We start from the raw sequence: 12,146 nt of genomic DNA on the forward strand, positions 1-12,146 counted from the left end.
CCCGGCGAATTCGCAATGGTAGTGCCGGCCGCTGGCCGGCAACCTCATGATGTCCGGCAGCACGCGCGAGGTTGCCGGCCAGCCGCCGGCACTACCTCATTCCTCCGGTGACGGCGGATTCGATGCCAGCAGTTCCAGATGGCGCTGTTCCATTTCCTGGCGCAGCTGGCGGCGGATCTGCGCGGCGGCCTGGCGGCGCTTCTCGTCGGACGTCGCCGGCTGCAGGGGCGGGACGGGCGTCGGCCGGCCTTCCTCATTCACGGCCACCATGGTGAAGAAGCAGCTGTTGGCGTGGCGCACGCTGCGCTTGAGGATGTCCTCGGCCACCACCTTGATGCCGATCTCCATCGACGAGGTGCCGGTATGGTTCACCGACGCCAGGAAGGTGACCAGCTCGCCCACCGCGATCGGCTGGCGGAACATCACCTGGTCCACCGACAGGGTGACCACGTAGCTGCCGGCGTAACGGCTGGCGCAGGCGTAGGCAACCTGGTCGAGCAGGCGCAGGATGGCGCCGCCGTGGACCTTGCCGGAGAAATTGGCCATCTCCGGCGACATCAGCACGGTCATGGACAGCTGGTGGGTTTTCAGTTCGGTCGACATGCGGCGATTGTATCGGCGTGGCGTAGCTCTTGTAGAGCCGAGCCCATGCTCGGCTGCTCTTGTCGCAGGAAAAAGAAAGCCGAGCATGGGCTCGGCTCTACAGAAAGCAGAAGGGCCGCGTGAGCGGCCCTTCGTGTTTCTTACTTCAGCTTCGCATCGGCGCGCAGGGCGGCGGCGCGGTCGGTCTTCTCCCAGGAGAAGGCCGTGGCGTTGACGGTCTCGCCTTCGCCGTTGAGGTAGCTGAACTCCTTCGGCTTGCGGCCGAAGTGGCCGTAGGCCGCGGTCTGCTGGTACATCGGGTGCACCAGGTCCAGCATCTTGATGATGCCGTACGGGCGCAGGTCGAAGTGCTTGCGGATCAGCTTCTCGATCTTGTCGTCGCTGATCTTGCCGGTGCCGAAGGTGGTGACCGAGATCGAGGTCGGCTCAGCCACGCCGATGGCGTAGGAGACCTGCACTTCGCAACGGTCGGCCAGGCCGGCGGCCACCACGTTCTTGGCGACGTAGCGGGCCGCGTAGGCTGCCGAACGGTCGACCTTGGACGGGTCCTTGCCGGAGAAGGCACCACCACCGTGACGGGCCCAGCCGCCGTAGGTGTCGACGATGATCTTGCGGCCGGTCAGGCCGCAGTCGCCCACCGGGCCACCGATCTCGAACTTGCCGGTCGGGTTGATGTGGAACTTGGTGCCCTTGTGCAGCCACTTGGCCGGCAGCACCGGCTTGATGATCTCTTCGCGGACGGCCTCGATGAGGTCCTTCTGCTTGATGCCGGGGGCGTGCTGGGTCGACAGGACCACGGCGTCGATGGCCGAGACCACGCCGTTTTCATAGCGCAGGGTGACCTGGCTCTTGGCGTCCGGACGCAGCCACGACAGCGGCGAGTTCTTCTTCTTGCGGATCTTGGCCTGCTGCTCGACCAGGCGGTGCGACAGGTGGATCGCGGCCGGCATGTAGCTGTCGGTCTCGTTGGTGGCATAGCCGAACATCAGGCCCTGGTCGCCAGCGCCCATTTCTTCCGGCTTCTTGCGATCCACGCCCTGGGCGATGTGCGGCGACTGCTTGCCGATCAGGTTCAGCACGCCGCAGGTGGCGCCGTCGAAACCGACGTCGGAGCTGTCGTAGCCGATGTCCGTGATGACCTTGCGGGTCAGCGCTTCCAGGTCGATCCAGGCGCTGGTGGTGATTTCACCGGCCACGATGGCAACGCCGGTCTTGACCATGGTCTCGCAGGCCACGCGGGCGCGCTGGTCCTGGGTCAGGATCGCGTCCAGCACCGCATCGGAGATCTGGTCGGCAACCTTGTCCGGATGGCCTTCGGAGACCGACTCGGAGGTGAAGAGATAGCTGGACATCAGGCGTAATATCCCTTGATTCGGATGGAAAGATGGGCGCGCATGATACACGGGGTGCGCCGCCTGTGCATTGTGAACCTGTGCCGGTTGCCGGTGGTTAAGCCCGCGTAGGCCTGGAGGGGCCGTCCCTTGGGGATTGGGGCCCAGCGTTGAGGCCCAGTGTTCCACCAGCGTGACAACAGACGGGACGGCTGCCGGCCCCGACCGCGCAGGCGGCGACCTCGCCGCGAAGGCGGGCCGGCCGTCATCGTTCTGCCCCGAAACCGCCATCTGGCTGCCGCCTGCCGGGCGCAGGCTGTCGGCCAATCCGGCCGCCGGGCATCAGTGGATCCGCCATGCAGGAACTCGAACAGCGTCTCCAGCAACGTTTCCCCGATTGGTTCCATGGCCGTCGCGGCCAACTGGCGCGGCCGCTGCTGCGCAGCGTCGGGCGCTGGTCGCGCCTGGACCAGATCGAAGCCTTCCTGCAGCGCAGCTCAGGACTGCGCGGCTTCGGTTTCGTCGCCGCCGGCCTGGAATTCATCGGCGGCCAGTACCAGGTGGATCCGGCCGCGCTGGCCAGGATCCCGGCCACCGGCCGCCTGCTGATCGTCGCCAACCACCCCTCCGGGGCACTGGATGCCCTCGCACTGCTGGACGCGGTTGGCCGTATCCGCCGCGACGTGCGGATCGTGGCCAACGATCTGCTGGGGGCGATCGCGCCGCTGCAGGACCTGCTGCTGCCGGTGCGCATCCTCGGCGGCAAGGCCCGGCGCGGCAGCCTGCATGCCGTGGAGGAAGCGTTGAGCGCCGAGCAGTGCGTGATCGTGTTCCCGGCCGGCGAGGTCTCGCGGCTGTCGCTGCGCGGCATCCGTGATGGCCGCTGGCAGCGCGGGTTCGTCCGCTTTGCCCGCGCAGCCGGCGCGCCGGTGCTGCCGGTGCGGGTGGAAGCGCGCAACTCGGCGCTGTTCTACGGCGCCTCGACCCTGTTCAAGCCGGCCGGCACTGCGCTGCTGGCGCGCGAAATGTTCACCCGCCGTGGCCGCCCGCTGCGGCTGAGCATCGGCGAGCCGATGCAGCTGGGCAAGGGCGGTGACCCGGGCGCACAGCTGCTGGCGGTGCGCCGCGCGCTGTACGCGCTGGGCCGCAACGGCGCGGCCGGCAATGCCGCTGCGTGCGCAGGCCCCGAGCCATTGGCGTCTCCGGTGCCGCCTTCGCAGGTCGCCGCCGGCATTGCCGCGGCCACCCAGCTGGGCCAGACCGCCGATGGCAAGCAGATCCTGTTGGCGACCTGTACCGCCGATTCACTGCTGCTGCTGGAACTGGGCCGCCTGCGCGAGCTGACCTTCCGCCAGGTGGGCGAGGGCACCGGGCGCAGCCGCGACCTGGACGCCTACGATCCGCAGTACGAGCACATCGTGATCTGGGACGCGGCGGCGCAGCGCATTGCCGGTGCCTACCGCATCATGCGCGGCGCCCAGGCCCTGGCCCGGCACGGCCTGTCCGGGCTCTACAGCGCGTCGCTGTTCCGCTATTCCGACGATGCCATCACCCACATTGCCGAGGGCCTGGAGCTGGGCCGCAGCTTCGTGGTGCCCGATTACTGGGGCAGCCGCAGCCTGGACTACCTGTGGCAGGGCATCGGCGCCTACCTGCAGTGCCGGCCGGGCATCCGCTACCTGTTCGGCGCGGTCTCGATCAGCGCAGCGCTGCCGCGCGATGCGCGCGAGCAGCTGGTGGCCTACTACCAGCGCTACTACGGCGGAACCGCCGGGTTGGCCGAATCGAACCGCCCCTTCCAGTACTTCGCCGCACCGCCAAGTTTCGGCGAGCTGGATGCGGGTGCCGCGTTCGATGTGCTCAAGGCCAACCTGGCCGCACTGGGTACCGGCGTGCCGACGCTGTACCGCCAGTACACCGATCTGTGCGAACCCGGCGGCGCGCGCTTCCTCGCCTTCGGCGTGGACCCGGACTTCAGCGATTCGATCGACGGCCTGATCGAAGTGGACCTGTGCGCGATCCGGCCGAACAAGCGCAAACGCTATCTGCGCGACGCGGGTGCGCCGGCATGAGCACGCTGGCGAACCTGTCGCCGCACCGGCGCGCAGTGTTCGTCTCCGACGTGCACCTGGGCTCACGTCATTGCCACGCCACCGAACTGGCGCGGTTCCTCTCGCAGCTGCGCTGCGAGCGGTTGTACCTGGTCGGCGACATCATCGACCTGTGGTGGATGGCGCATCGCCGCGCCAACTGGCGGCAGTCGCACAGCGAAGTCATCCAGGCCCTGCACGCGCTGCGCCGTGCAGGGACCGAGATCATCTACATTCCCGGCAACCACGATGCCTCGCTGCGCCAGGTGTGCGGGCTGATGTTGCCGGCCATGCAGGTGCGCCGCCGTGCCATCCACGTGACCGCCGATGGCCGCCGGCTGCTGGTCGCGCATGGCGACGACTACGACGGCGTGACCCATTTCGGTGGCCTGCAGGAAAAGTTCGGCGACTGGCTGTACTACCGCATCCTGACCGGCAACCAGGCGCTGAACGCGGTACGGCGCCGGCTTGGCATGCGCTACTGGTCGCTGTCGGAGTTCCTGAAGAAGCGCAGCGGGGCCGCCGAACGCTACATCGAGCGCTTCGTGCAGGCCGGGCTGGACGACGTGCGCCGGCGCGGCCTGGATGGCATCGTCTGCGGCCACATCCACCGCGCGGCGCTGGTCGAACGCGATGGCCTGGTCTACGCCAACGACGGCGACTGGGTGGAGAGCCTGACCGCACTGGCCGAGGACCATGATGGTGCGCTGCGCCTGCTCGACCACAACGGCCAGACCCTGGTGGAACTGCCAGGCGCGCGGTTGTCGCAGGCGGCATAACGCGCGTCTGTCCTACTGTAGAGCCGAGCCCATGCTCGGCTGACGTGGCGCCGAACGAAGCGCAGCCGAGCATGGGCTCGGCTCTACATGCACCGCCCGCAAGCCGCTAGCATCGGCCCATGGACTCCCTGACCCAGATCGTGCTCGGTGGCGCCGTCGCCGCTGCCATCGCCCCGCCCGGACATCGCCGCGCGGCCCTGCTCGCTGGTGCCGCGCTTGGCACCCTGCCGGACCTCGACGCGCTGTGGCTCGGTTTCACCGCAGCCGATCCGGTGGCGAACATGATCGAGCACCGCAGTTTCAGTCATTCGCTGCTGGTACTGCCATGGGTGGCGGCATTGATCTGGTGGCTGTTCAAGCGCTTCGGCAATGGCCGCGTCGCGCAGTCACCGCTGCGCTGGTTCTGGGCGATCCAGCTGGCGCTGGTCACCCATCCGGTGCTGGATGCGTTCACCGTGTATGGCACCCAGTTGTGGTGGCCGCTGCGCCCGCATCCGACCATGGGATCCAGTGTCTTCATCATCGACCCGGGGTATACGGTGTGGCTTCTGCTGGGCTGCGTGCTGGCCTGGTTCGGCCGCGCCCGGCCCTGGGCGGGCAAGGTGCTGGGCGTGGCCCTGCTGCTCAGCAGTGGCTACCTGGGCTGGGGCCTGATCGCCAAGTCACAGGTCGACCGTGCCGCACAGCAGAGCCTGGCCGCGATGGGCCTGGGCGATGCGCCGCGCTTCTCGGTACCGATGCCGTTCAACACCCTGCTGTGGCGGGTGGTGGCGATGACGCCCAATGGCTACGTGGTGGGTGACCGCTCGCTGGTGGCCGACCACGGGCCGATGCGGTTCGAAGGCCATGCGTCCAACGTACAGGCCTTGCGCGAAGCGCAGGCCATCCCGGCGGTGCAGCAGCTGACGTGGTTCAACCGCGGTTTCATGCGTGCGCAGGTGGTTGACGGCCGGTTGGTGCTGAGTGACCTGCGCATGGGGCTGGAGCCGGACTACACCTTCAACTTCGTCGTGGCCGGGCAGGCCGACGGGCAGTGGCGGGCGATCGTTCCCGAGCAGGTGCGGGTGGATTACAGCAGTCCCGCCGCGCGTGCCGACGCCGGTCGCCGCCTGGCGGCGATGTGGCAGCGGATCTGGCAGGAGCCGGCGGCGGCGCCGGGCGCGGCCGACCACACCGCCGTGCATTGATCACTGGATCCACGCATGGCGTGGCTCTACGGCCCCGATCGGCAGCAGAACACCGGATCAATACACCGTGGCGCGGCCCTGGACGAACGAGTAGAAGAACACGGCGTTCGGGTCGTTCTGCACCAGGCGGAACTCGCGGCGCATGCCTTCCACGGTTTCCTCGTCCACCGAGCCGGCCTGCAGCAGCTGGTCGGCGGCCGACAGCAGGAGCTGTTCCCAGAACGCGATCATCGTCTTGCGACGCGCCGGTTCGCGGTTGTCCAGGTGGATGGTCTTGATCTCGGTGTGCACGTCGCGGAAGCCGCCGGCCAGCAGCAGGTTGCCCAGCTTTGCACCGACGAACGGGTCACCGCCATGGTCGTACTGGAAGTCGTTGAAGGCCATCCAGTAGCGCCAGATGTGCGGCGAGTACGGGTCGAGCAGGAACGAGGCATTCATCACTTCGGTGATGTAGACCGGCGAACCCGGTGCCAGCACGCGGCGCACTTCGCTCAGCACCCGCGCCGGTGAAGGCACGTGTTCCAGCACCCAGCACAGGAACGCCGAGTCGAAGCTGCGTGCCTCGAACGGCAGCTCGCCGGCATCGGCCTGCTGCAGGGTGTATCGGTCGCTGCACCACGGCGTGCGCGCCAGGTTCTCGCGCGCGGTGGCCAGCTGCGTTTCGCTCAGGTCCACGCCGGTCACGTGCAGCTCGGGGAAGCGGCGCAGCAGGATCTCGGTCTGCGCACCGACGCCACTGCCGACTTCCAGCAGGCGCCGCGCGCCGCTGTAGTCGATCTGGCCGAAGATGCTCGATTCCAGCAGCCGGGCCTGGGTCATCAGGCGCTGCTGTTCGGTGCCGGAAAATCCGTGCAGATAGGTCGGGGAGGAAATCGGCGGGGTCATGGGGCGGGCTCTTGTAGCGTCGAGCGTGCTCGACGGCTCTGGAAATTCAGTCGAGCAAGCTCGACTCGACGGCATGGCAGTACGCTCAGGCAGCAGATGACAACGCGGGTTCCCCGGCGATCAGGCGGTCGAAGTATTCCGTGGTCAGCGCGATCTGGCCCTGCGGGTCTTCGGCACGGTTGACCACCGCGCGGAACGCGGCGTTCTCCGGACGATCCTTGGCGTACCAGCCCAGGTGCTTGCGCGCGATGCGCACGCCCTGCGGCTCGCCATAGAACGCATGCAGCGCGTGCAGGTGGCCAAGCAGGATGTCGCGCACTTCCGCCAGCGACGGCGGTGGCAGTTCCTCGCCGGTGGCCAGGTAGTGCGCCACTTCGCGGAAGATCCACGGCCGGCCCTGCGCCGAGCGACCGATCATCACCGCATCCACGCCGGTTTCCTTCAGGACGTAGGCGGCCTTCTGCGGCGAATCGATATCGCCGTTGGCGATCACCGGGATGCGCAGCGCAGCCTTGATCTCGCCGATGGTGGCGTACTCGGCCTGGCCGGTGTAATGCTGGTCGCGGGTGCGGCCATGCACGGCCAGCGCGGCGATGCCGCTGGCCTCGGCGATGCGGGCGATCACCGGGCCATTGCGATGGTCGCAGTCCCAACCGGTGCGGATCTTCAGCGTGACCGGCACGTCCACTGCGTTGACCACGGCTTCGAGGATGCGCGCCACCAGCTGCTCGTCGCGCATCAGCGCCGAGCCCGCCCAGGCGTTGCACACCTTCTTGGCCGGGCAGCCCATGTTGATGTCGATGATCTGCGCGCCGTGGTCGACGTTGTAGCGCGCGGCCTCGGCCAGCTGCTGCGGCTCGGTGCCGGCGATCTGCACGCTGATCGGGGCCGGCTCGCCGTCATGGTCCATGCGGTGGATCGACTTTCGCGTGTTCCAGAAGCGCGGGTCGCTGATGGTCATTTCCGAGGCGGCCAGTCCCGCACCCAGCCGTTTGCACAGCAGGCGGAAGGGCTTGTCGGTGACGCCGGCCATGGGTGCCAGCACGACGTTCGGGGCAATGGTGTACGGGCCGATCTGCATGCGCCCATTGTAGGGCGCGGGCGGCGGTACGGCCGTGCCGCGCGCGGTCCGGTTCAGGCCGATCGGCACCGACCTCATGCCGTACCGGCATCAGCAGATGCTTGACGGTTGCTTCCGCCGCCCCCACGGGCGGGCGATGGTGGGCGGCTACCCCAGGCCCTGCCAGGCCTGGCGGGTACCCAGCGCGAAGGCCAGCCCCAAGCCCAGGCAGACCAGCGAGCTGACCGCCCAGAAGCGCGTGCCGTTGTACCCCGGCCGGAACAGCGCCAGGCCGAAGCCCATCGCGGCACGCAGCAACAGCAGCGCGGCGATGCCGGGCAGGACCAGGCGGCTGGCCGGCAGCGGCGAATGCCAGCCCGCGGCGGCCAGTGCGTACAGGGTCCAGGCCACCAGCACGGCAGTGATGCCGGCGGTCATCAGCGGTGGCCACCAGTGCCCCGCATGCGCCAGCCGGACCACGCGCTGGCCGGCACCGAAGTACCTGTACCACGCGGCGCCGAAGGCGATGCAGCCGATATGCAGCAGCGCCGCCACGGCACTGCCGGCGGCCGCGACCAGCAGCCAGGGGAATCCGTCCATGTCCTGCCCGTGCGAGGAAGCTGCGCGGATGGTGGGCGAGGGGCAGGATGTGGGCAATGCGACAGGCGGTCGCAGGGGCTGGGCAATGGGCAAAAGAATGGCCCGGGTGTCTGCACACCCGGGCCTTGTCATCCACGCGTGGCGTGGAATTACCTGGCTTCAGCGTCGGCCGGGGTGAAGCGCGGCATCGCCGCAGCGGCGCCTTCCTTCTCGGTCGAACGGCCGGCGAACTGGTTGGCGAAGCGCACGTGGCGGGCGAACGGGGCGTCGGCCACCTGCGCCAGCGACGCGGCCAGCGCACCGTTGAAGGCGTCACCGGCACCGGTGGTGTCGATCGCCTGCACCTGTTCGGCACCCACGCGGTAGTACGGCTGGGTATCGCCGCGCAGGTTCTCGTCGGCATGCGACACGAACACGCCCACCGAACCCAGGGTCACCACCACGGTGCCGTTGCCGACCAGCTTGCGGCACAGCGCGTGCAGGCTGGCGCCATCCAGCGCGGCGACGTCGTTGGCATCCACGCGCTCACCGACATGGCGGCCGAGCAGGGCAGCGAACTCGGTTTCGTTCGGGGTGATCACATCGGCCAGCTTGAGCAGGCCGATGGTCGAGGGCGCATCGGCCGGTGCGGTATTGAGTACGGTGGTGACACCGGCCTCGCGGGCCGTGGCCAGCGCCGCTTCGATGGTCTGCACCGGCGATTCCAGCTGCACCAGCACCACCTTGGCGCGGGTCAGCAGGGCCTGCTGCTGTTGCAGGAAATCGGTGCCCAGCGCGGCGTTGGCACCCGGGCCGATCACGATGGTGTTGCGGCCACGCGCGTCCACGTAGATGCCCGCGGTGCCGGTCGGTTCGCTGCTGGCCTCGGCGATCAGCGCGAAGCCATCCTGCGCAGCCAGTTCACGCGCGGTGGCGCCACCGGCGTCATCGCCCAACGCGCACACGAAGTGCGTGTCGGCACCGGCGCGGCAGGCCGCCACCGCCTGGTTGAAGCCCTTGCCCCCGGGGCCGGTGCTGTAGCGGCCGGCAATGGTCGCACCCGGTGCCGGCAGCGACTCACACCGCCACACGTGATCGACATTGAAGGAACCGACGACAACGACACTGCTGCTCATAGGGAATCTTTTCTCAACCAAGGGTTCAACTGAAGTGCGTCAGCACGCCGGCGATGGTCGCCGTCATGAAGGTGGCAATGGTACCGCCCAACACCGCGCGCAGGCCGAACTTGGCCAGGTCGTGGCGACGTTCCGGGGCCAGGCCGCCGATGCCGCCGATCTGGATCGCGATCGAGCTGAAGTTGGCAAAGCCGCACAGCGCGTAGGTGGCGATCAGGCGACCTTCCTCGGACAGGCTCACGCCGGCCACCTGGCCGTTCACGATCTGCGACAGTTCGGTGTAGGCGACGAATTCGTTGATCACGACCTTCTGGCCGATCAGCGAACCGACGGTGGTGGCATCAGCCCACGGGGTACCGATCACCCAGGCGATCGGGGCCAGCACGTAACCGAAGATGGTCGACAGGTTGGTCGGCTTGCCGATGGCAGCGGCCAGGCCGGTCACCTCGCCGATCCAGGTCAACGGGGCGTTCAGCAGCGCGATCAGGGCGATGAAGGCCAGCAGCATCGCGCCGATGTTCAGCGCCAGCTTCAGGCCGTCACCGGCACCGGCAGCGGCCGCGTCGATGATGTTGCTGGAGGTCTTTTCGACTTCCATCTTCACCGTGCCGCGGGTCAGCGGGGTGCCGGTTTCCGGAATCAGCAGCTTGGCCACGACCAGGGTGGCCGGTGCGGCCATGATGCTCGCTGCCAGCAGGTGCTTGGCGTAGAAGGCCTGCTGCGCCGGGTCGCCACCGCCGAGCATGCCCACATAGGCCGCCAGCACGCCGCCGGCGATGTGGGCCATGCCGCCGATCATCATGGTCAGCAGCTCGGACTGGGTCATCCTGGCGATGTACGGGCGCACGGTCAGCGGCGCCTCGGTCTGGCCGATGAAGACGCTGGCGCAGACGCTGGTGGTTTCCGCGCCGGACACGCGCATCACCTTGGTGATCGACCACGCCATCACGCGCACGATCGCCTGCATGACGTTGAGGTGGTACATCACCCCCATCAGCGCCGAGAAGAAGATGATGGTCGGCAGCACCTGGAAGGCGAAGATGAAGCCGTAGTTCTTGGTGTCCATCAACGAGCCGAAGATGAAGCCCGAGCCTTCGTTGACGAAGCTGAGAACCTTGACGAAGCCCTTGCCCAGCGCATCGAACACGTCGCGGCCGCCCGGCACCAGGATCACCAGCGCCGCGAACGCGATCTGCAGGGTGATACCGGTGGCAACCAGCTTCCAGTCAACCGCACGCTTGTTGTTGGAAAACAACCAGGTGATGCCGATCAGCACCGCCAACCCGAACAGGCCGAAGCCGATCCTGCCCAAACCTTCGACCATGTGAGTGACTCCCCTGGGGCGTCGCGAAAAACGGGAAGCCTAGTGCAGGGCAGGGGCCGGGGCAAGAAAAAGCAGCGTGCGCGCATCTATCGGTACCGATCAGGCCAGCAACGGCAAGGGCTTGCGGCCGGCGGCGGCAGGTAGAATGGGGCTCGATCCCGGCCCGGATGCGGGCCCGCAGCAGGAGATTCGCATGCAATACCGTCGCCTGGGCTCCACCGGCCTGCCGATTTCCGCCCTGTCCTTCGGCGCCTGGGTGACCTTCGGTGACCAGATCCCGCGCGACGAGGCCCGCAACCTGGTGGCCGCCGCCTGGGACCACGGCGTCAACTTCTTCGACAACGCCGAGGGCTATGCCAACGGCCGCGCCGAACAGGTGATGGGCGATGTGATCGCCGACCTGCGGCTGCCGCGCGACGGCATCTGCGTCTCCAGCAAGGTGTTCTTCGGCAGCGCCAAGGACCCACGGCCGACCCAGCGCGGCCTGTCGCGCAAGCATGTGACCGACGCCTGCCATGCGGCGCTCAAGCGCCTGCGGGTGGACTACCTGGACCTTTATTACTGCCATCGCCCGGATCCGGACGCGCCGGTCGCCGAGACCGTGCATGCCATGGATACCCTGGTGCGGCAAGGCAAGATCCTCTACTGGGGGACCTCGGAGTGGTCGGCGGTGCAGATCCAGCAGGCGCTGGACATCGCCGAGGCGCGCAACCTGCAGGGCCCGTCGATGGAGCAGCCGCAGTACAACCTGCTGCACCGCGAACGGGTCGAGGTCGAGTACGCGCCGCTGTATGCCGGTGCCGGCCTGGGCACCACCATCTTCTCGCCGCTGGCCTCGGGCCTGCTGAGTGGCAAGTACGACCAGGGCATTCCGGCCGATGCGCGGCTGGGCCGCGAGGGCATGGAATGGCTGCAGGCGCTGGTGCTGGGTGACGACGCCGAGGCCCGCCTGGCCCAGGTGCGCCGCTTCAGCGAGGTGGCGCGTGCGCTGGGGCAGGCGCCGGCCACGCTGGCCATCGCCTGGTGCCTGCGCAACCCGAACGTCTCCAGCGTGATCCTCGGTGCCAGCCGGGTCAGCCAGCTGCTGCAGAACCTGCAGGCGCTGGAGGTGCTGGAGCAGGTCGACGCCGCCGGCTGGGCCGACGTCGAAGCCGCCTTCGCCTGAACCCGGG

The 12,146-nt window shown here is 68.2% G+C and carries 11 protein-coding genes; 4 read left to right on the plus strand and 7 right to left on the minus strand.

Annotation, left to right across the window (positions count from 1 at the left end; genetic code table 11):
- Window positions 1-96 precede the first annotated feature (96 nt).
- On the minus strand, window positions 97-603 hold the full coding sequence (locus AC5P7I_RS09765; RefSeq protein ID WP_262087884.1) for an acyl-CoA thioesterase: 507 nt from the start codon (window positions 601-603) through the stop codon (window positions 97-99).
- Between the two features lie 140 nt (window positions 604-743).
- Entirely contained in the window at window positions 744-1,955 is a 1,212-nt protein-coding gene (gene metK, locus AC5P7I_RS09770) for a methionine adenosyltransferase (protein WP_010481882.1), read from the minus strand.
- 335 nt (window positions 1,956-2,290) lie between these two features.
- Between metK and olsF the strand changes: the two genes are divergently transcribed.
- From olsF to AC5P7I_RS09785, 3 genes are all read left to right on the plus strand, one after another.
- A complete protein-coding gene (gene olsF, locus AC5P7I_RS09775; protein ID WP_180835742.1) occupies window positions 2,291-4,006 on the plus strand; it encodes a bifunctional ornithine lipid synthase OlsF in 1,716 nt (571 codons plus the stop codon).
- Entirely contained in the window at window positions 4,003-4,803 is an 801-nt protein-coding gene (locus tag AC5P7I_RS09780) for a UDP-2,3-diacylglucosamine diphosphatase (protein WP_005412268.1), read from the plus strand. The genes olsF and AC5P7I_RS09780 overlap by 4 nt, the downstream gene beginning before the upstream one ends.
- 119 nt (window positions 4,804-4,922) lie before the next feature.
- Complete coding sequence (locus AC5P7I_RS09785; protein WP_014645964.1) at window positions 4,923-5,990, plus strand: metal-dependent hydrolase; 1,068 nt, start codon at window positions 4,923-4,925, stop codon at window positions 5,988-5,990.
- Between the two features lie 57 nt (window positions 5,991-6,047).
- Here AC5P7I_RS09785 and AC5P7I_RS09790 read toward each other — a convergent pair whose 3' ends face one another.
- The 5 genes from AC5P7I_RS09790 to AC5P7I_RS09810 all read right to left on the minus strand — a co-directional run bounded on the left by AC5P7I_RS09790 (window position 6,048) and on the right by AC5P7I_RS09810 (window position 10,974).
- Entirely contained in the window at window positions 6,048-6,875 is an 828-nt protein-coding gene (locus AC5P7I_RS09790) for a class I SAM-dependent methyltransferase (protein ID WP_005415318.1), read from the minus strand.
- Window positions 6,876-6,960: 85 nt separating this feature from the next.
- A complete protein-coding gene (gene dusB / locus AC5P7I_RS09795; protein WP_262087883.1) occupies window positions 6,961-7,956 on the minus strand; it encodes a tRNA dihydrouridine synthase DusB in 996 nt (331 codons plus the stop codon).
- Between the two features lie 147 nt (window positions 7,957-8,103).
- The gene (locus tag AC5P7I_RS09800; protein WP_262087882.1) at window positions 8,104-8,535 is read right to left on the minus strand and encodes a hypothetical protein; all 432 of its coding nucleotides are present in this window, start codon (window positions 8,533-8,535) and stop codon (window positions 8,104-8,106) included.
- A 149-nt stretch (window positions 8,536-8,684) separates the two neighbouring features.
- Entirely contained in the window at window positions 8,685-9,650 is a 966-nt protein-coding gene (locus AC5P7I_RS09805; RefSeq protein WP_014645967.1) for a ribokinase, read from the minus strand.
- 25 nt (window positions 9,651-9,675) lie between these two features.
- Window positions 9,676-10,974, minus strand: coding sequence for a NupC/NupG family nucleoside CNT transporter (locus AC5P7I_RS09810; protein WP_014645968.1), 1,299 nt, complete (start codon window positions 10,972-10,974; stop codon window positions 9,676-9,678).
- A 193-nt stretch (window positions 10,975-11,167) separates the two neighbouring features.
- Between AC5P7I_RS09810 and AC5P7I_RS09815 the strand changes: the two genes are divergently transcribed.
- On the plus strand, window positions 11,168-12,139 hold the full coding sequence (locus AC5P7I_RS09815; protein WP_014645969.1) for an aldo/keto reductase: 972 nt from the start codon (window positions 11,168-11,170) through the stop codon (window positions 12,137-12,139).
- The last annotated feature ends 7 nt before the right edge of the window (window positions 12,140-12,146 follow it).

This window comes from Stenotrophomonas sp. YJH_SMC_138, from assembly GCF_059369855.1.

Excerpts from the sequence above, each read along its gene's own strand:
- AC5P7I_RS09765 (WP_262087884.1), bottom strand. The coding sequence starts at position 603 with ATGTCGACCGAACTGAAAACCCACCAGCTGTCCATGACCGTGCTGATG.
- metK (WP_010481882.1), bottom strand. The coding sequence starts at position 1,955 with ATGTCCAGCTATCTCTTCACCTCCGAGTCGGTCTCCGAAGGCCATCCG.
- olsF (WP_180835742.1), top strand. The coding sequence starts at position 2,291 with ATGCAGGAACTCGAACAGCGTCTCCAGCAACGTTTCCCCGATTGGTTC.
- AC5P7I_RS09780 (WP_005412268.1), top strand. The coding sequence starts at position 4,003 with ATGAGCACGCTGGCGAACCTGTCGCCGCACCGGCGCGCAGTGTTCGTC.
- AC5P7I_RS09785 (WP_014645964.1), top strand. The coding sequence starts at position 4,923 with ATGGACTCCCTGACCCAGATCGTGCTCGGTGGCGCCGTCGCCGCTGCC.
- AC5P7I_RS09790 (WP_005415318.1), bottom strand. The coding sequence starts at position 6,875 with ATGACCCCGCCGATTTCCTCCCCGACCTATCTGCACGGATTTTCCGGC.
- dusB (WP_262087883.1), bottom strand. The coding sequence starts at position 7,956 with ATGCAGATCGGCCCGTACACCATTGCCCCGAACGTCGTGCTGGCACCC.
- AC5P7I_RS09800 (WP_262087882.1), bottom strand. The coding sequence starts at position 8,535 with ATGGACGGATTCCCCTGGCTGCTGGTCGCGGCCGCCGGCAGTGCCGTG.
- AC5P7I_RS09805 (WP_014645967.1), bottom strand. The coding sequence starts at position 9,650 with ATGAGCAGCAGTGTCGTTGTCGTCGGTTCCTTCAATGTCGATCACGTG.
- AC5P7I_RS09810 (WP_014645968.1), bottom strand. The coding sequence starts at position 10,974 with ATGGTCGAAGGTTTGGGCAGGATCGGCTTCGGCCTGTTCGGGTTGGCG.
- AC5P7I_RS09815 (WP_014645969.1), top strand. The coding sequence starts at position 11,168 with ATGCAATACCGTCGCCTGGGCTCCACCGGCCTGCCGATTTCCGCCCTG.